Below are 19,530 nucleotides of genomic sequence, written 5' to 3'. Positions count from 1 at the left end.
TTGAAGCAAGATCTAAGGGACCAAGGACACCAATGAAGAGGTTCTGATGAAGAAGGAGAGACACGCGATGGCGAAGCTGAAGACGGCAGCGGAGATTGAGCAGATGAGACGGGCGGGGCAGCTCGTCGCGGCCTGTCACCGCGAGTTGGCGAGGCGCATCCGGCCCGGCGTCAGCACGCTGGAGCTGAACGATTTCGTGGAGCGTTATATTGAAGAGCAGGGCGGGCAGCAATATACGAAGGGCTACAAAGGATTTCCATATGCGACCTGCGCCTCGGTGAACGATGTCATCGCCCACGGATTTCCCAGCCCGGAGCCGCTGCGGAATGGCGATATCGTCAAAATCGACATCGTCGCGGTGTACGACGGATGGGTGGGTGATTCCGCATGGTGCTATGCGGTCGGCGACATTTCCGCCGCCGCGCGCCGGCTGATGCGGGTCACGAAGGAATGCCTCGATCTCGGCATTCGGCAGGCGGTCCCGGGCAACCGGATTGGCGATGTCACCCACGCCATCCAGAGCCATGCCGAGGCGAACGGCTATTCCGTCGTCCGCGACCTGCTAGGGCACGGGGTTGGCCGCGACCTGCACGAGGAGCCGAAGTTCGCCCATGTCGGCAAGCCCGGGCGGGGCTTCCGCCTGCAGGAAGGCATGGTGATCACAATCGAGCCCATGCTCAACGAAGGCACGCATGAGATGTGGATCGACGATGATGGCTGGACCGCCCGCACGTGGGACGGCCGCTTGTCGGCCCAATACGAGCACACCGTGGCCATCACGAAGCATGGCCCGGTCATACTGACAGAGCAGCGCTAAGTCACTCCGGCTGCTCTGTCTTTCTTGTATCCGGCAGGCCAGACTCGCTTCTGCAGCCGAGCCTGCCGGACCGGCGCCGCCGCCTGCATCGGCCGGGGACTGCTTACGCGCAGCCGCAGCAAGGATGCACGCGCGGCGCGAACGCCTCGCACGGGTATATATACCCGTACACTCGGCCGAAGCCGCGACGCTTCAGCAGCCGTGCCGCCTTGCGGATATGCCGCTTCCGCGCCCCGATCAGCACGACCGTATCCCCAGGGCTCAGCACCTGGCTCCACACATAAGGCAGACGGCCGACATACATCGACACCGCCTCCTCCATATGCCGGCAATAATAGTCGGCAGGCTCGCGCACATCCACCTGCTTCACCGGCGAATCCCCCTCGCGAAGCGCCTGCAGCTCATGCGGCTGCAAATATTGAAGGCCTCGCACGGGCCGATGCGTCCACACGGCAGACAGAAGACCCAATATCAACAACATGACGAGAATCCACACCGGCTTTTCCCCCCTAATATATACCCCCCATTGTATAAAGCAGGGCAAAAAAATAATCAACATCAATACCCTAATGGGTATGTATTATACACAAAACCGGCCGCTTTGTAAATGCACCCACCAAGTCTGTCCATCCGCACCTCCCCAATTGATGCGGTTGCTTGCCAATCTGCATTTGAATACAATATTTTCTGGCGCCCGGCGCATATTAAGGAGAAAAGGAGGCATTTTCATGATCAAGCAAATCGCGACCGTCGCGGTCTATGTCGAAGATCAGCAGCAAGCCAAGCGCTTTTGGACCGAACAGGTCGGCTTTACGGTGACCGCGGAGCACCCTATGGGTCCCAACTCCTTGTGGCTGGAAGTCGCTCCGGCAGGAGGCGGAAGCCGTCTCGTCCTCTATCCGCGATCGATGATGAAGAGCTGGGAGGAACAAAAAGCCTCCATCGTGTTCGAATGTGACGACATCATGTCTACATACGCAACGATGAAGGCCAACGGAGTAGAGTTCAATGGCGAACCCAATACAATGCAATGGGGAACCTACGCCAGCTTCTCCGACCCGGACGGCAACCAATTTTTGCTGAAAGGCTGACAGCTCCTCTCCAGAAAGGGACCGCTTCTCCCCGCCGGAGAAGCGGCCCCCTATCCGGCCAAGCCTACACACAGCCCGCTCCCCGCTGTACAGGCTATGGGCATGGGCAACTTCACGCCGGCCACACGCCAGCCTTGTGATTCCCCTCAACATTCCTTCGTCCTATCCAACGGCAGTCTCCTGCTACAATCCCCTACATTTATTTGGAGTCGCCGTGCCGAACCGTTCCGATAGCTTGTTCATATGGCCCTCGGCAATCTCGGATAGACCGATCCCGTATTTCTCCGACAGAATCAGCAGATTGGCCAAGACATCGCCCAACTCCTCAACCAGCTCCTGTCTGAGCTCCGCCGATGATAACTGCGTCTCATCCGGACGATCCCGGCCGATTTCCAGAGCCCGCACCACTCTGGCCACTTCCCCGACTTCTTCCATCAAAAAGCCGACTCGAATAAAAGAATTATATTGCGACCATTCCCGCTGCTTGTAAAATTCGCTTACCCACTCCTGAAATGCATTCATATCCATTTCCGTCTCTTTCCTTCCTTGTGTAAGATGTCTATACTAGAACATGCGTACTATCGAATTGAAGGAGATGCCACTTAATGAAAAAAGTATGTGTATTTGCCGGATCCAACCTGGGCAACCACCCCGAATTCGCTGCCCTGGCGAAAGAACTTGGCCAAGCATTGGCCGAACAACAATTCGAACTGGTCTACGGAGGTTCAACTGTAGGGCTTATGGGCGAAGTCTCCAACGAGATGCTCCGTCTCGGCGGCAGAGTGACCGGCGTCATGCCGCGCGGCCTGTTCCGCGGAGAGATGATGCACAGCGGCTTGACCGAATTCATCGAAGTAGCGGACATGCATGAACGCAAGGCGACCATGCACCGACTGTCCGATGCATTTATCTCCCTGCCAGGCGGGCTCGGAACATTCGAAGAACTGTTCGAGGCGCTAAGCTGGGCTCAGCTCGGCATCCACAAAAAGCCGATCGGCGTGCTCAACATCCAGGGGTACTTTACCCCGATGATCGAGATGATTCGCCACTCCATCCAAGCCGGATTTGCCAGAGCCGAGCACGAGCAGCTGCTGCTCTCCTCAACCGATCCGCGCGAACTGCTGACCATGCTGGCAAGTTATAAAACGCCCGAATTCGGCAACAAATGGAATCAACTCGACTAAACTGGTGTCCGCTATTGTTACTATGCAAGTTCATCTGTGGAGATTTCCGTGTGGTCTTCCAGGCCTCTCCACAGATAGAACGTAGCATAGGCTTCCCAACCGTCTCAACTGCCAGCATAGCGTCCTAACACCTCCCCAATCGGCTTCGCTCCAGCCCATTATCCCTCTCCCTCGACCGTAACCAAGCAGCCGTTCTCCGAACGAACCATATGCCCGCGGCATTTCCTCAACTCAAATTAATCAGGAGCCTCAATAATATTTCTGCTTCCTTCCACCGCCCCGTTAATACTGCTCCTGCCCTGCAATATTCCCCCTCCCTCTGCGCTCATACTATCTACTACTTTATCTTATTTCCCCAATAAGAACAAACGATCGCTTCTCTTTGTTGCATAGCTTTCCCCAGCCAAACCTGGTATCTTCCGTTCCTTAGCAGCATTCTCCCATCGAATCAGAATCCTACCCGAATAGGTTGGGAGCACTTCCTTTGTCGCACTATCCCTTCTCATCAGAAGTGCACATCGAAGTCCCTCCAAAAATTTGCTATTTTTTATCAATCCGGAATATTCCATTTTCATCTTGAAATAAGAACTAATGTTCGTTATAATGGGAGTAGAACAAATGTTCCGTGTTAAGGAGGTTGACGAGGGTGATGGATGATCTGGAGAACCTTACTACTCTTGAGGACTTATACCGCCGCTTCCCGACAGAGTCCGCATGCGCTGATTATCTTGTTCAATGGAAATGGCCGCATGGCTTCTCCTGCCCGCGATGCCGTCATCATAGCGCTTATATCACGAAGACCCGCCGGCTTCCTATCTATGAATGCCGCGCTTGTCGCCATCAGACCACGCCTACCGTAGGCACCGTTATGGAAGGCAGCCGCACGTCTCTGCGCAAGTGGCTCGCCGCCTTCTGGCTATTTTCCCGTGCACAGGAAGGAATCAATGCCGTTCGCCTCCGCTCCCTCATACAGGTTACATATAAGACCGCCTGGTCCATGCTTCATAAGATACGGGCTGCAGTCAGCCATGCCCACGCTGAGAAGCGGCTTTCCGGCGAAGTTCAGGGTATTGTCGTATTCTATGGCAGAGCCTACCGTCCATCTGTCGAACTCCATCCAGGGGAATGCGCTCTAATCGTTGCTGAGTCCATCGAGCCGGAAGGAGAGCCTCCTCAGCTCAAGATGACGTTGGTGGACAGGAAGCATGTTATCGAAAAACGCCTGTACCGTTCTGGCTCCGAACAGTTTATTAACGATCACGTCGAGCCAAGCTCTGCTGCTCGTGTCTCCATTATCGATCAGTATTTTCGGGTACGCAGAAATAGCCCTTTATTTCAGACATTCCGACAAGCCTGCCGTTGGCTGAATGATACATTTCACGGAATCGGTCCCAAGTACTTGCAACGCTATGTAGATGAATTTATTTTCCACAAAAATTTGGTTAAATCCGCAAGCCTGTGGTCACGGCTTCTTTCGTTATGCACATCTGTCGGTCCCCATACTTTCCATGGCAATGAACCACGTACAAGCGCGAACACATTCAACTCGAGAGCAGTAGCTGCTTAATACTTATTTTATCCGTCCATATCGATCCAGCATCACACATCATGCCTGCTAGTATTATTGGGAGGTTCAATCTGAGCCAAGGGGAGAATGCTGATAAGGACCCAGAACCTATAATTTATCCCGGGGTATCATCCTATATCATCAATCAGAAGTCATCAAACATGCCTTCCCCCTGGTTCATCATTCAATATTCATTCGTCGTGCCTATCACCCTGGTTCACCTCCCATATTGATTTATCTGGAAATACAGTTCCATTTCCCTGCTTATATTCCTTGTGAGCGGATTTCGGGTATCACTTTTCACTGGAATTCGATACCACATTCACCCAATGATATACTGGGGAATGTAAAAATGAACGTCAATTTCAATGAAGCCCGCGTGAAAGTGAACGGCAAGCTGGTGCAGAGCAACGTCCTGCTGTACAAGGACAAGGTTTACGCTACTGTCGAAGGGATGGCCAATCTGTTCCAACTCGATTATTTGTACGACAAAGACAGCAAGACCTTCTATCTTGGCATGCTTCCGGCCAGTACGGTCTCCGATGGGGTTATTGAAGCTTGGGAATCGCTCGGCAAAGAGATGAAGAAGACCGGCGAGTTGGCAGAGGTCGCTGGCGATCGCGGCGTAACCGGTATAGTGAATGAATACAAGGTAAGCATTCATGGCCTCCCGGTCGAAGACGATACCATCTCTACCGGAGGGAATCTATATGTTTCGTTCCAGTCGGCAGCCGATATTTTAGGGCTCAAAATGAAATATGACCAAGCTACGAATACAACTTATATCGGGTCGATTCCGGACTCCATTTTGAACCCTCCGAAGAAAGATTCCGCCAAGAGCAAGACGGCACAGAACAAAAAGTCAAAAATGTATGATGTGGCCGCAAGCGGAGATATGAAAGGTTGGCGTTTGTTGAAGGGTCATCCTAATGAGAAGAGCATTGCCGTTTATTACAAACAAGATGGTTCCATCTTGCAAATGGAGTTCAAAGATATCCGCAAAGTCGATTTGAAACGCAAGGTGCAATGGGTGGATGACAATGGATTCAAGCATACCAATACCGTTGGTGAAATATACGAACTATTTACGTTGAGCAACGAATACACTTCCGATTGGTTCAGCTCCAAATTTGGCAAGCTAATATACCGATTGGATGATGGTTCAGGCCTTTCATGGCGAGAAGCTCGTGGAAGATTATTTGAGCTCAAAAGGCAAGCTGAAGTAAGCGGCATCTGTGTATAAAAAATGTTGTGCTATGGCGATCCAGGCCAAAACGTTATAATAGAATCGAGTGTAAAAACACGGTCCGGTTGGTAGTCCGGGCGCATTCGCTTTCGCAATAAATATGGCTGCTGCGGATGTCAGTAACCTTCCCCCCTCGGGATGTCCCTCACTCGAAGTTCATTGAGGGGGAATGGAATGTGAAATTAACCGTTTATTTTGAGGCCCCGTTTTGGGTAGGCGTAGTTGAGGAGCAATTCGGCAATCAAGTGAAGGCTTGCCGCCATGTGTTTGGCGCCGAGCCCAAGGATGCCGAATTGATGGAATTCGTGCTTACCCGAATGAATCCGCTATTTGAGCAGGTTCAGTGCGGTGTTGGAACGGAGACCGGCTGCAAGCGTCCGGTCAATCCGAAGCGGCTTGCCCGAATCGTCGCCAGAGAGATGCAGCGGCACGGAATATCGTCGCAGTCTCAGGAAGCGCTAAGGCTGGAGCTCGAAGCGAGGAAGAAGGAAAGGACGGTACGCACTCGCGAACAACGCGAGGCTCTCAAGGAGAAAAAACGGAGCATTCGCATCCAGAAAAGAAAAGATAAACATAGAGGCAGATAGCCTCCATGCTATCTTGGAAGCCCCGAGCGCTCGCGCAGCGGGGCTTCTTTCTATTTTCGGATTGCCTTTGCAATATTACAGTTTCCTTCCCGGCTGTCGACATTCATTTCCCGGGCAATCATTCCATGTCGATTTCTCCGGGCAAAAAACGCCATCCGCAACAGCCCTTATCTTGGTGCTATACGTGACTGCGCTTGGGTGAATGCTGATCCTGGTGCTATACGTGACTGCGCTTGGGCAATTGCTGATCTAACAGCGTCCGTAGGCCATCCAGATTCTCCAGCAGCTGCGAAGACAGCTCACCCAGTTGTCGATAGCTTTGGATGGATTGCTCCGTCTGTCCGGCGTCGATCTGCCGTGCTGCCGTCTCCGCAAGAGAATGGACTCGATCATGCCGTTCGACCATCTCCCGGAACGCCGGCTGCTGTGTCAGCAACGAACCCGGATTGGCCTTTTGCGCTTCAATCCATTTGCCTAACCGGCAACGTTGCGAATTGCCGATTATCTGAATATCGCTCTTATCGTAGCCGAGCATTCGGTTATAGATCCACCATTTCCATAGCAAATGGTCGGTCTTGAGGACCCGGAGAAGCTGAGAATCGTTCAAATGATGGAACCACTGCAGCGACTCTGACCGCAGCTCTTCCACCGAACGGCTCGTATGATATAAATGTTCCCCCGTGTCTCTTGCCAGCGTGACGACCTGCCGGGTCTGATCGACGATTTCTTTCATATGCTCCGTGATTTCCACCGTGGCCGCCGCTTGCTGTTCGACGATTGAAGCTATCGACTCTTCCGACATTCCCATCTCGTCGATGGCGCGCATCATTTCCTCCAATTGTATGAATGCCCCACGGTTCTTCTCATGCTGCAGCTCCATCTTGCCGGCCATCAGGTCGGTACGTTCCTGAACGGATGTGGCCAACTGCTGGATGTTGGCGATGACTTCATAGACCTCGCTCACGGAGGTTTTGGTCTGCTCGGACAGCTTCCGAACCTCGCCCGCCACGACCGCGAAGCCGCGCCCTTCTTCGCCGGCCCGCGCCGCTTCAATCGATGCGTTCAGCGCAAGCAGATGAGTGGAATCCGCAACGGAGTTGATCATATCGACGACTCCGGACAGCTCCAGGAGCGACTGCTGAAGCTCCTCGAACCGCTCTTTGGTATCATGGAACAAGTCGGTCATCTCCTCCAATCCGTCTATCGTCTGCTCGACGATGGTACGGTTATCCTGAAGCGTGCCGAGCATTTTTTCCGTCGTGGCTGCAGCTTCGGTCGTCTGGGAGGACACTTCCTCGATAGAGGCGGTCAACTGCTCCGCGGACTCCTGGATGTGCTGGGCATCCTTCATCGACGCTTCGGCTGACATTAATAAGGTATGTATTCCGTCCATCTGAATCAGCTTCTCCATCGTCTCGCTGTTCGTACCAAGCAAGCGGAACTCGTAAGCAGACTGGTAGGCCTCCAGCACGATCTGGGCATCCAGCAGCAGGATGCGGTGCAGGGCCAGCAGCAGGTCCGACGCTTCAGCGGTGCGAAAGTCCTGCAGGATCAGCGGGACAAGGTATTCGTATATTCGTAAAAAGGAGGATACGAACCACTCCGGCGCCAGTTGGATATGACTATGCACCACGCCAATCCTCTGCCGTATCCGGATATATTCTTCGTCAAGTTGAACGTTTGGAATGGAATTCAGATAGATGATGAACGTCTTGGCCAACCGTTCGCGCGTACTGTGTCGCTCGATTAATTGCTTCATCTCGGGAATTTCGAACAGCAGCTCATAATGACGGTCGGTAATGGCCTTGGCGTACTTTTCAAAATAAGGGGTCAAACGCTTTAACAGCTTCAAGTCATGGGTCGTCATCTGCAGAAACATCAGCTTGGTCCGAAGCGACGGAAGTGGTTCCATTTGCAGGGCTTCGATATTTCCTGGCATCTTCGGCTTACGGTAAATCAAAATATCCTTCCTTTCTGCAACCAGATCATGAGTTCTGTATTCTATAAGTTTTTTCACACTTATGTAATAATACCATATTTTTCTGCGACAATAGTCCTGAATTTTTTATCGGTTGCGGATGACAAAATCGTAAGCATGGCGTAAGTCAATTCAATAGGACCCGAAATGTGCCTTCGATACAATAAATATAACATACGACAGGACCGATGACGGAAGGAAGATGGCCAATGAGGCTAACGGACGTTTCTATATACAATACACTTCTGCTGCGGCATGCCGGCATTCTCGTCTCCCTGCTGGCCCTTATGTCCGTCCTTGTAGGATGTACGGGGAAGGACAGCAGCGCACAGGCTCTGCAGGGATCATCTCCCATTCAGTATCAAGTGACCGCCGTCTGGGATGATGCTGCTCATTCGCTGAAGGTGACGACGGTCCTGCATTTTCGTAATGTATTCGATCAGGCCTTGAAAGAGCTCGTCTTCCATTGGTATGCCGATAGCTACCGGACTCCGGACACGCAGCCGATTCATGAGCGGAAGCTCAATCAGCGCCTCGCATCCGAAGGGTTACTGGGGACCGCTCTCTCCGATCTGCCTGCCAGCGGCGGAGTCACCACGACCGCCGTAACGCTGGAGAACGGCCAGCCTCTGGAGTACGAGCATGTCAATCAGTCTCTGACCGTACAACTGAAGCAGCCCCTTGCCCCGAACGGCTCCGTATCTCTCCGCATCCGCTACGAGATTCAGCTCCCGTACGGGGCCTGGCGGTTGGCTTACAACGAACAATTCGCCGGCGGCACCTACTGGACGCCGCAGCTTGCGGTATACAACCCGCTGCGCCATGCCTGGAACCGGGTGCCGAATTACCCCGGTTACCCGAGCGATTATTTTTATGCGGCCGATTACGACGTTCATCTCCAACTCCCCGCTTCCTGGATCGTCGTCACGACAGGGCAGCAATTGGATCATCGGGTGCAAGACGCTCTGCAATCCACTCATATCCGCGCCAATGGCATCCGCCAGCTCGCGTTCTACGCCAGCCCGGACTATACCGAGACGAAGCGGCCGCTCCCGGACGGGAAGTCTCTCGCGGTCTACACGTTGGACGACGGGGAGCTGCCGTCCGAGCAATGGCTTGACGCCGCAGCCGATGCGATCGCGTTCTACTCCGATGCCGTCGGGGAGCTGCCGGGAACGCATTTGGCATTCGTCGAAGCTCCGTATGCCGAGATGAGCGACAGCCTCGATGGCGTCGTCCTGTTCGGCCGGGAAGAGAAGCTGAAAGGCCCGCTCTCGCCCGACATGCTTCGCTTGATTGCGAAGCAGTGGTTCGGTTCCGCGATCGGCGTCAATTCACGGACCGACGGATTCCTAGATGAGGGGATGTCCGAATTCGCCGCACGCTTTTATCGGCATCAGCGGCTGCAGGAGCCTTGGCCTTCCGCCTCGACAACCGATTACCGGGCGCTCGCGCTCCCTGCCGCCCGGCTCGGGGAGGACGCCATGACCATCTACCGCGAGCGGGGCGCCGAGCTGCTCGCCGTCTGGACGCAGACCGTCGGAACCGATGCCGTTCCCGTGCTCTGCAAAAGCTATTACAATCGCTACCGGGGGCAATTCGCGAGCATCGAAGGCTTCCTCAATGTAGCAGAGGATGCGCTCGGGCCGGAGGCACATGACCGGCTCTGGCAATTGCTGAACAGCCCGCCCACATCATAAGAAAAAATAAGGGGGTGTCTCAGAGGCACTGCAAAATGATGGAGATGACGAGGTAACAGAGAATGTGGATGCGGGAAAAACGGCGGCGCAAACTGGTGGAAGATGGATGAAGCAGTGAAATGCTGCGTGGATGCATTAATTTCTGCTCTTAAAGCCGCGATTTGATGAAATTCCTGCAAAATTACATGATGTTCATCGATTTTTGTCTTTTATCGATTGGATAGTCAGAAATTGATGCCGTTTTGCAGGATTCCCTGTAACGGAGTACACGTCATAAAGGAAAGCTGCCGTTTTGCAGTTTTCGGCGAGTCGAGCTTTGAGAATCAGGGGGCTGTCTCACTGTAGTTAAATACTACTTTTGGGACACCCCCTTGCTTGTTTAGCCTTTATAGCGCTTAATGAATTCAACCGCTTTGCGGATGTCGGCCTCCGGAGAATCGCCGACTTCGCGTTCGATTGTCAAATAGCCGGTATAGCCGATATCGACCAAGGCTTGGAAATACGCGTCGAAGTCTACTTTGCCTTCGCCGAGCGGCACTTCCTTGAATGGCCCGTCGGTCGCCATGTCCGCAATCTTCTCATGCGACATCGGCTCGAATCCGAGCATGCCGTAGACGAGGCGCGGATCGACTTCGCGCAGACGGACGCCGTCCTTGACGTGCGTATGAACGATGTAATCCTTCAGCGTATGAACGCCTTGCACCGGATCGTCCCCGGTCACCATCACCATGTTCGCCGGGTCGAAGTTGACGGCGACCCCTTTTCCCGACAACGTATCCAGGAACGACTTCAAATGCGCCGCCGGTTCAGGGCCGGTCTCAATCGCAAAATGCGCGCCCAGGCTGTTCGCGTACTGGCTCAGCTCTTCACAAGCCTGCTGCATCGCATAATAAATCTCGTTCTGCTCATGCGGCACGATGCCGATATGCGTCGTCACGACGTTGGTTCCCATATCCAGCGCCAGATCGAGGATGCGCTTCGACTTCTCGATTTTGGCCGGATTCGCCTCTTTGTCCTGGAAGCCGTGACCGCCCAGATCGCCGACCAGCGCCGATATTTTCAAGCCGAGCGAATCGATATACTTCGCCAGCTCTTTGCGAGCATCCTTCGACAAATTATCCGGGTCCATCTCGCCGCTGACCGCATAGATTTGCACGCCGTCCGCGCCTACTTCCTTCGCCTTGGCCAGCGCTTCCCGAAGCGGAAGACGGAAGCTGTCCGTAATGACACCGATTGGATTCGTTAACAATGGCATGTGAATCACTCCTTAAATCAGGTTTATGATAGTAATGCGCTCTTGTACATGTTCAGAATTCAATTTAGCAGGCCGAGCGTCCGGTCAGCGGTTCGGATAGCCCGTTCCCTTCCGCCGCTTCGCGGCATGCTCTTGAAAAAGGGGCGCAAGCTCATCCTTCAGTTCGCCGACCATAAGCCCGCTCGCAATCTCCGCCACCGTCCAGCCCGACTCTATCGCCCATGGGCCCCAGCCCATGTCGGACGGCGATCCGAAGACTTCGCCGAGCTCGACATCGTAAGCCCGTGCCCAGGCGCCGTCGATCTCCGGATTGGCGCTGCTGAGCTGGGCCTGGACCATGAAGTCCGAGCTCTCCGTCCACAAGTCAAGGAACATGCTGTCGCCGGTCACGAAGTAAGCCTGCATCCAAGCCATCGGCAGCCAGTTGTTGGAATACAGCAGGTCCACGACAGGGTGCCCGTTCTCGGTGACGAGCGAGTTGTCCCGCATCCCATTCTCTTCCCACATCGGCGCCTTATAGCCTTCATCCCATTCCAGGTAAGCGCCGCTCGGATGCTTGAAGCGCTGTAAATCCTCGGTTACCCGGTACAGCCACTCGCGATGCCGCTCATCCTGCGTCGACCAATAGAGCCAGCTCAGCGGCAGCACGAGACGGCACAGCTCCTGCGTCTGGCTCTGCTCCCGCACCGTATCCGGGTAGACGCGCATCAGCGCCTCCAGCCCTTTGCGCCCCGCATCGAGGAACAGCCGGATGCCGGTGAGCTGGTGCGCGAGCAGCAGCGCCGCGTAATAATAAGCGTTGTAATGCGCGCTCGGGAATTGGGCCGGCTCGCTGCGCATTCTGTGCAGCTCCTCGGGATGGCGGTCGAATATCATATTATTCGTGCGCGACACCCGCATGCCATCCGACCCGGTCGTCTTCAAGAGGAAGTTGAGCGCCAGCAGACAGTCGTCCAGATGACGTTCGCTGCCCTCCACGAAGCACTGCCACATTTGCGGCAGGATGGCGCGCGACACGTCATCCTGATAACAGATGCTCCACGCCTCTGCGTTAAAACGCATCATGCCGGACCAAAGGACATCCTCTTTGCACAGAAAATACTGGAATACATAATCATTCAGGCGATTGGCAATGGCGAGACTGCGCTCATCGTTCGTCACCTTGTAATGCATGAAATAGGCCATCGCCGTCTCGCCGATGCAATCGGCCCGCTGTTGGCGGCTCAGCCGCTGACTGCCGTCGCCGTATATCTCGGTGCCCCAGCCCTCGTGCACCCCGGTGCGGCCTTCATCATACAGCACGCCCGATCGCTCGAACCAGCGGATGGCGCGTTCCGCGGCTTCTCTGTGGGAAGCCGCCCGCCTTCCGTCAGAGCCGGTGCTGACGACTGGCTCCAGCGGAGACAGAGCCGCGACCTCGACCCGGCGATCAAGCAGCCAGCCGATGATAAAGGCGACGACATGCCGGATGCGCTGCAGAGGAGAATAGCGTGCGCGCAGCCACTGGCAGAGCCGGAAGCCGCAGACGAGCAGCGTGTCCTGCTCGAACCAGAGCGCGCGGTCGGACACTTCCCCGAAGAAGGAATCGTCCAGTTCCACGCGGTCATGCGCATGCACCCGCGCATACTGCAAAATCGGCACGTCATGCAGGCACGCCCCTGCGAAGGGACGAAGACGCAGGCCGCACTGGTCATCGAGCAGCGCGCCGAGCGGCAGTCCCGCCAGATCCGTCTCCTTGGAGCAATAAATGAGACGATGATAGCGCGTCGACTGGGGCGGCTCGCAATAAACATGGCCGATGCTGGCCACATATTCCGCGAATATCCGCTTGCCGGCCGCAATCTGCCTTTCCAGCAGCACGCGCTGATGCGCGGGGAACAGAAGAGGCGTCTCTTCCGTTCCGCCGAGCAGCGCAATCGCCTCGTATACATCCAGTACGCCTTCCCGCACCTCATCCGGATGCAGGACGGCCACATTCGGCTCAATCAGCCGAATCGCCTGCAGCATGTCATTATCATTACTGCGTGTAATTACAGCCAAAGCGGGGTATTTGCCATTCATGCTGTTCTTCCTCCCTCCCGCTTCTTCGCCATTGCATTAAGAGAAAACAATTTCGGTTCCCTTAGCGCTCGATTCGTAAATGGCGCAAAGGATTTTCATCAGCTCCACGCCGTCTTCCACCGGACAAATCGTCTCGGTGCGGCCGAGGCAGCAATCGATGAAATGATCGACTTCTTTTTGGAAGCCCCGTTCGAAATCAAAGCTGAGGTGGTCGATTTGCGGCGTCATGTTCAAGATCGTATTATGCTTCTCTCCCATAACGAGCAGCTGCGGCTCGACTTCAGCGCCGCCCTTGTCCCCGAACAAGCGGACGCTGATCTCGTCCTGCTTCAAATGCAGCGCGAAGCTGATATCGACAGCGATCGACGCTCCGTTCTCGAAGCGGATAAGCGCGTTGGCCATATCCTCGACCGTGTTCACGTTCGCGTCATAATCCGCTGCCTGGTAGAAGGACAGATTCTCGATATGGTTCCGGTTGCCGAGACGGTTGTACGCGTTGCCGCTGACCGATTTGACCTTCGGCTTGCCCATCAGATACCAGCACAGGTCGATGACATGGACGCCCAGGTCGATAAGCGGCCCGCCGCCGGAACGCTCCACATCGCTGAACCATCCGCCCGGGTTGCCCAAACGCCGCAGACAGGATGCCTTCGCATAGTAGATTTCGCCCAGGTCGCCGGCGTCGATGAATTTTTTCAACACGCGGGTATTCATGCCATAGCGGCGGACATAACCCACTTGAAGCGTCTTGCCGCTTTTCTTCTGCGCTTCTTGCACCGCCAGCGCCTGCTCGACCGTCTTGCAGAGCGGCTTCTCGACGAGGACATGCTTGCCCGCTTCCAGCGCGGCAATCGCGATCTCCGCGTGAGAGTTGTTCCATGTGCAGATGCTGACCGCCTCTACATCCGGATTCGCAAGCAGTTCATGATAATCCGTGTAGATCTTCGCGTCGGGAGCCCCGAATTTCTCTGCCTTCTCCTTTGCCCGATCCGCGTTCAGATCGCAGACCGCCACCAGTTCGGCTTCATTGTTCTTTTGATATCCTCCAAAATGCATTTCCGAGATGGAACCTGCGCCAATGACGCCTACTTTGACTTTGCTCATGTTGGACTTCCTCCCATAGATATTGATAATAAAGAGTTGCTTAACTCCGGCTATAAAATAATCGTATTATGGCGCGTTTACACTTCAGACCAGATGCGCCGCGCGTTTTCGATTCCGATTTTCGTACCTCGCAGGCAATCTTCCATGCCCTCGAATTCGATGCTGACATATCCGTCATAGCCCGCTTTCTTCACGGTGCGGATAATATCGTACATTGGCAGATCGCCTTGCCCCACGATGGCGCCGCGCAAGTAATTGCCATGCAGCGAGCGGAACCAGCCTTCGCCCGGATTGCGGTCCGCCGGACGGATGTAGAAATCCTTCAGGTGAACCATGGACGCCAGCCCGACGTTGTTGCGGACGGCATTCAGCGGATTCTCGTCCGCGCACGTGAAGTTGCCCACGTCCATCGTCGTGCGGAAGTTCTCGCGATCGACCGCCAGCACGAGACGCTTCACCCGTTCGCTTGCCTGAATGTAGAAGCCGTGGTTCTCCACGCTTGTCGTAATGCCGAAGCCCGCCGCATAGTCGGCGATTTGGCGGCATGCCTCCACGAGCGCCGGGAAATCCTGCTCGAAGTAGCTGACATCGGTCTCCGGGTAGGACCGCCATGCGACATCATGCCGCATGCGCTTCACGCCGAGACGATGAGCCACGTCCACATGCGACTTGACGCGCGCTACTTCCTTGGCGAACGCTTCGTCGTCGAGTCCGGCGAAGTTCGCCCCGATGCAGTAATTGGACAATTCCAGACCGATCTCCGCCGCCTTCTGGCGAATGGCGTCCACCCGATCGGGATGATTGGCCAAATCGAGATCCATATCCACGATCTCCGCATGATCGGCTCCTTGCGCCTTCATCCAGTCCAGCACGTCCAGTACCGTCATCCGTTTGTCCTGCAGCGCGGCATGCAAGCTGTAAATACTGACTCCTAATTTCACCCTGGCTCACTCCATTTCGTCTTGGTTCAACCGGCTTGTATCCCGCCCTGTTGCTGCAAACGGTTACAGTTCCGGCCGCTCCTCTCACCTCTATTATAGGAAATCCCGTGCAAAACACATTGAACTATAGTCCACAATTGTTGGACTTTCTTACACAAATAAACCCGGCAAGCCGGGACTCCAAGACAAATGTATAAATCAATACGCTCTTTTGGGCAGGGACGACACGGCGTGCCGTACTTAAATAGTCAGCTCTAATCATCCTCTGGCCTCTTACGACCTCTATCCCCTCGGCGCAGAAAAAAACTGGCCTTGCTCTCTTATCACCAATATCCCATCGACGCAGGAAACAAACCTCCCCATGCTCTCTTATCACCAATATCCCATCGACGCAGAAAACGAACCTGCTCATGCTCTCTTATCACCATTATCCCATCGGCACAGGAAGCTTGCATCTAATAGTATCCCTCATCGCCGAACAGTATCCCATCGGAACAGAAAAAAAATAATTCTGACTCAATGGGAGAGTACTCATAAGGACATCAAAGGGGATGAGACAACAAGCAGGCAGCGAACCTGAATCGATGGGAAAGTGAACATAAGAGCAAGGGGACAAATCACTTCGCCTCCACGCCAGGGCAAGGCAGAAGCCAAGGCGAGGCGCTGCCGGCTCTAAGGAGCATCCGCCTTGGCTCCGGCCTGCTCCAGGAGCCGCGCGATCTCGGTGAAGCCGCGCGACTGGGCATGGCTGAGGGCGGTCCCCCCGTCACGATCCGGGATGTTGACGTCCGCGCCATGCCGGATCAGCAGCTCCACCGCCCGCTGGTGCGGCTCCCCGCCGCAGCCCAGCACGACCGCCTCCATAAGGGCGGTCCAGCCGAGGTTGTTCACATGGTTCACATCCACATCCGACGACGTCAGCAAATACTCGATGACGTCAAGATGCGCGTGCTCCGCCGCCGGGATAAGCGCCGTTCCGCCGAAGCGGTTCGTGCGCTTCGTGTCCGCGCCCGCTTCAATCGTCAGCTTCAAAATATCGAGCAGCCCCTCCGCGCCCGCATATAAATACGGGTTGTCCCGGTTATCCGCCTGGATATTGACATCCGCCCCCGACTCAATCAAAAGGCGAACGATCTCCGTATGTCCGCCGAGCGTCGCCAGCATCGCCGGGGTGCGCCCGCTGCCGTCCTGCGCATTGACATCGGCGCCTTCCTTAATATATCGCCGGACGTCTTCCTCCTTGCCCTTCTTCGCCGCGTCAAGCAGCGCCGCATCGCGGGCCTTCGCTTCCCTGCTTCCGCTGTCCTTCCCCGGTTCCTCCTGCATATGGCCGCCTGCGGAGCGATCCGCCGCGTTACCGCAGGCCGATGCCAACACCAGCGACAGGCAGAGCAATACTGCGCGCAGCATCATGAATCCCCTCCTCGATTACCCAATTATCTCGCTTTACTGTATCACGTCCCCACCGATAGCTAAAATATTTTCATTGTTCGCGCTCCATATGATTCGGATCTGACGGGGCCCGCAGGCCCCGCCCGGCATCATTTCTCCGCCTCATGGACAATGCTCAAGCCTTCCACATGCTTGCGCTCCATCAGCTTCCGCTTTTTCCGGTTCTCCTTGGACTCGAACACGATGTCCATATCATAATCTTCCGGATACAATTCCTTGCCTTCGATATACAGCGACAGCCGCTTATGGTTGATTTTGACCTTCTGCCGCTGAATCATCACCCCGACATTGCCCCGTGCATCCGCTGCTTCATATACGATTCCGGTCCGCCCCAGGTACGAGATATAGACGCAATCGCCAATCTCCAGCGGGCGGTCCTGCTTCGCCTCCCCTGCAGGCGGATTCTCCGCTGCCCCATTCTCAGGCGAAGCGGCTTCCTTCACCTCCGCGGACGCCACCGAGGCGGGCATCGGCCGGGACACCGACTCCGCCGGGGAATCGCCGGCCCGCAGCAATGCGGCGTCATAGCCCGCCGCCGTCCCCGCTTCCGCCTCCACGCGCAGCCCCGGCCTTTCCTCCCGGCGCGCCGCGAGTTCCTCCGCCCTGCGGATCAGCTCCGGGTTCAGCCCGAGCTTCCGCGAGATGAGGAAGGCGTAGCTGCTGCCGGCTTCTCCGATGCAGAGCCGATAGAGCGGCCTCAGCGTATCCGGATCGAACTCCATCCGCGCGTTGCGGAAGCCCGGCGTGACGCCGGCGAAATGCTTGATCTCGTTGTAGTGGGTCGTCGCGATGACCATCGTCCCGCGCCGAGACAGCTCCTCCAGCAGCGCGATCGACAGAGCGACCCCTTCTCCCGGATCGGTGCCCGACGCCATCTCATCGATAAGCACGAGTGTCGCCTCATCCGCAAAGGTCAGCATATCGATGACCCGCGTAATATGGGCCGAGAACGTGCTAAGCGACTGCTCCAGACTCTGCCCGTCGCCGATATCGGCCGCGATATGGCGGAACACCGGGAAGCTGCTTCCTTCCCCGGCAGGTACCAGCAAGCCGGACTGCACCATCAGGCACAGCAGCCCGACCGTCTTGAGCGCCACCGTCTTGCCGCCCGTGTTCGGCCCGGTGACGATCAAGGCCCGGTACCCCCGCCCGATCTGAATATCGAGCGGCACCGTGCCGCCGCCGAGCAGCGGATGCTTCGCCTGCCGCAGATCGACGACGCCGTTCTCGTTCAACCGGACCGGCTGCCCTTCGATCGATTGCGCATACTTTCCCCGCGCGAACACATAATCATACCAGCCCACCGTCTCCGCATTGCGGCGCAGCTCCTCCGCCTTCCCTTCGAGCAACTCGGTCAAATAGCTGAGAATCTTCGCCTCTTCCTTCCCTTCCTCGATACGAAGGATCGCCAGCTCCTGCTGCAGCACGGCCAGCTCCTGCGGCTCGACATAGACCGTCTGCCCGCTGGACGATTCGTCAACGACGCTGCCTTTGATCTGCTTCCGGTACTCCTTTTTGATCGGAAAAACATAACGTCCGTTTCGCTGGCTCACGAGATTTTCCTGCATCAGCGAGCGGTACCGGCTCAACAGCGCGTCGATTTTGCCGCGGATCTTATCTTCGACGGCCGTCAATTTGCGCCGGACCTTATGCAGTTCCTTGCTCGCCTCGTCCCGAATCCGGCCGTGCGCGAGGCAGCGGTCGATCTCGGACTCCACCCCGTCCAGCGGATGCATCGAAGCGGCATAGGCGGCGACCGTCGGAGCGATTTCCGCCTTGGCCCGCATATAGGCGATGAGCTGCGAGCAGCTGTGCAGAAACTGCCGTACATGCGCAATATCCTTCTCGCCGAACAGATACCCTGACCCAAGCAGGGACAGTACCGTGTCCATCCCTTGCAGGGAAGGGATCGGAACGCTTGCCCCCTTGGCGAGCATTCGGGTCGCCTCTTCCGTCTCCAGCAGCGCATGCTGCACCGCCTTCGCATCGGTGAGCGGCTTCATCTCCTCAATATGCCGCTGCCCGGCATAGGATAGGGCATACTTCATTACTTCCTGCTTCACGCGTCCGTATTCCAGGCGCTCCATCATTTTGTCGTCCATTGATCAGCACTCCTTCTCGTATCTTTATCCCATACAGATGTCCGCATACGACAAAAAAGGCAGAAGAATGCGCAACTATCGCATCTTCTGCCTTCTGTCATAACGTATCGCGACCCGACGCTCCCGGTCCCTCCCGGGCAGCGCAATCACATGCAAGGAGTTGGAGCGCGCGCCATGAGCGTGCGCGTTTACCCACTCCTGAACACAAAAAAAACCGTGCTCTAACAACAGCACGGATCGGTGTCGCCTGCAGACGTTAATCTTGGCTTCAAATGAATATCCGCTGTTCTTAACTAATTCCGGAAGTCTGATTCGCACATGCTCAAATAAACGTCTCGCAAGACGCATTTTCGAACCTATGCCAAGCTTCCCTATGGAATTGATTAGTTAAGAACGACCGCCAACATTAACATCTCTCCCTGTATATGGATAAATTCATCGTAAA

16 protein-coding genes are annotated in these 19,530 nt (G+C 55.6%); 7 read left to right on the top strand and 9 right to left on the bottom strand.

The genetic code is table 11. The annotated features are described in order from the left end of the window. Positions 1–67: 67 nt before the first annotated feature. On the top strand, positions 68–817 hold the full coding sequence (map, locus tag OCY70_RS15010; protein WP_213427192.1) for a type I methionyl aminopeptidase: 750 nt from the start codon (positions 68–70) through the stop codon (positions 815–817). 103 nt (positions 818–920) lie between these two features. On the opposite strand, the gene OCY70_RS15005 is transcribed toward map, so the two are convergent. Next, the gene (locus tag OCY70_RS15005; RefSeq protein WP_213427181.1) at positions 921–1,313 is read right to left on the bottom strand and encodes a rhodanese-like domain-containing protein; all 393 of its coding nucleotides are present in this window, start codon (positions 1,311–1,313) and stop codon (positions 921–923) included. Between the two features lie 232 nt (positions 1,314–1,545). Between OCY70_RS15005 and OCY70_RS15000 the strand changes: the two genes are divergently transcribed. Beyond that, the gene (locus OCY70_RS15000; RefSeq protein WP_213427180.1) at positions 1,546–1,908 is read left to right on the top strand and encodes a VOC family protein; all 363 of its coding nucleotides are present in this window, start codon (positions 1,546–1,548) and stop codon (positions 1,906–1,908) included. 183 nt (positions 1,909–2,091) lie between these two features. On the opposite strand, the gene OCY70_RS14995 is transcribed toward OCY70_RS15000, so the two are convergent. Further along, the gene (locus tag OCY70_RS14995; RefSeq protein ID WP_213427179.1) at positions 2,092–2,436 is read right to left on the bottom strand and encodes a MazG nucleotide pyrophosphohydrolase domain-containing protein; all 345 of its coding nucleotides are present in this window, start codon (positions 2,434–2,436) and stop codon (positions 2,092–2,094) included. Positions 2,437–2,513: 77 nt separating this feature from the next. Between OCY70_RS14995 and OCY70_RS14990 the strand changes: the two genes are divergently transcribed. From OCY70_RS14990 to OCY70_RS14975, 4 genes are all read left to right on the top strand, one after another. Then, positions 2,514–3,092 (top strand): LOG family protein, encoded by a 579-nt coding sequence (locus OCY70_RS14990; protein ID WP_213427178.1) that lies wholly within the window; start codon positions 2,514–2,516, stop codon positions 3,090–3,092. A gap of 649 nt (positions 3,093–3,741) precedes the next feature. Further along, positions 3,742–4,659 (top strand): transposase, encoded by a 918-nt coding sequence (locus OCY70_RS14985; RefSeq protein WP_213427191.1) that lies wholly within the window; start codon positions 3,742–3,744, stop codon positions 4,657–4,659. A gap of 229 nt (positions 4,660–4,888) precedes the next feature. After that, on the top strand, positions 4,889–5,902 hold the full coding sequence (locus OCY70_RS14980; RefSeq protein ID WP_213427177.1) for a hypothetical protein: 1,014 nt from the start codon (positions 4,889–4,891) through the stop codon (positions 5,900–5,902). Between the two features lie 179 nt (positions 5,903–6,081). Further along, the gene (locus OCY70_RS14975; RefSeq protein WP_213427176.1) at positions 6,082–6,492 is read left to right on the top strand and encodes a YjdF family protein; all 411 of its coding nucleotides are present in this window, start codon (positions 6,082–6,084) and stop codon (positions 6,490–6,492) included. 217 nt (positions 6,493–6,709) lie between these two features. Here OCY70_RS14975 and OCY70_RS14970 read toward each other — a convergent pair whose 3' ends face one another. Next, entirely contained in the window at positions 6,710–8,452 is a 1,743-nt protein-coding gene (locus tag OCY70_RS14970) for a protoglobin domain-containing protein (RefSeq protein ID WP_249724717.1), read from the bottom strand. A gap of 227 nt (positions 8,453–8,679) precedes the next feature. On the opposite strand from OCY70_RS14970, the gene OCY70_RS14965 reads away from it, so the two are divergent. Continuing rightward, positions 8,680–10,170 carry a hypothetical protein gene (locus tag OCY70_RS14965; protein ID WP_213427175.1) on the top strand — a complete coding sequence of 497 codons (1,491 nt, stop codon included), beginning with the start codon at positions 8,680–8,682 and terminating at the stop codon, positions 10,168–10,170. 379 nt (positions 10,171–10,549) lie between these two features. On the opposite strand, the gene OCY70_RS14960 is transcribed toward OCY70_RS14965, so the two are convergent. The 6 genes from OCY70_RS14960 to OCY70_RS14935 all read right to left on the bottom strand — a co-directional run bounded on the left by OCY70_RS14960 (position 10,550) and on the right by OCY70_RS14935 (position 19,085). Beyond that, a complete protein-coding gene (locus tag OCY70_RS14960) occupies positions 10,550–11,425 on the bottom strand; it encodes a sugar phosphate isomerase/epimerase family protein (protein ID WP_213427174.1) in 876 nt (291 codons plus the stop codon). Positions 11,426–11,509: 84 nt separating this feature from the next. After that, positions 11,510–13,486, bottom strand: a complete 1,977-nt coding sequence (locus OCY70_RS14955) for a hypothetical protein (RefSeq protein ID WP_213427173.1) — start codon at positions 13,484–13,486, stop codon at positions 11,510–11,512. A 36-nt stretch (positions 13,487–13,522) separates the two neighbouring features. Continuing rightward, the gene (locus OCY70_RS14950; RefSeq protein ID WP_213427172.1) at positions 13,523–14,590 is read right to left on the bottom strand and encodes a Gfo/Idh/MocA family protein; all 1,068 of its coding nucleotides are present in this window, start codon (positions 14,588–14,590) and stop codon (positions 13,523–13,525) included. Between the two features lie 77 nt (positions 14,591–14,667). Further along, complete coding sequence (locus OCY70_RS14945) at positions 14,668–15,531, bottom strand: sugar phosphate isomerase/epimerase family protein (protein WP_213427171.1); 864 nt, start codon at positions 15,529–15,531, stop codon at positions 14,668–14,670. A gap of 672 nt (positions 15,532–16,203) precedes the next feature. Beyond that, complete coding sequence (locus OCY70_RS14940; protein WP_213427170.1) at positions 16,204–16,944, bottom strand: ankyrin repeat domain-containing protein; 741 nt, start codon at positions 16,942–16,944, stop codon at positions 16,204–16,206. Between the two features lie 128 nt (positions 16,945–17,072). Continuing rightward, a complete protein-coding gene (locus OCY70_RS14935) occupies positions 17,073–19,085 on the bottom strand; it encodes an endonuclease MutS2 (RefSeq protein ID WP_213427169.1) in 2,013 nt (670 codons plus the stop codon). Between the last annotated feature and the right edge of the window lie 445 nt (positions 19,086–19,530).

This window comes from Paenibacillus melissococcoides, assembly GCA_944800085.1.
GTDB lineage: Bacteria > Bacillota > Bacilli > Paenibacillales > Paenibacillaceae > Paenibacillus_B > Paenibacillus_B melissococcoides.
Note: the sequence above shows the minus strand (reverse complement) of the source record. Positions and strands in the feature narration are given on the sequence as shown.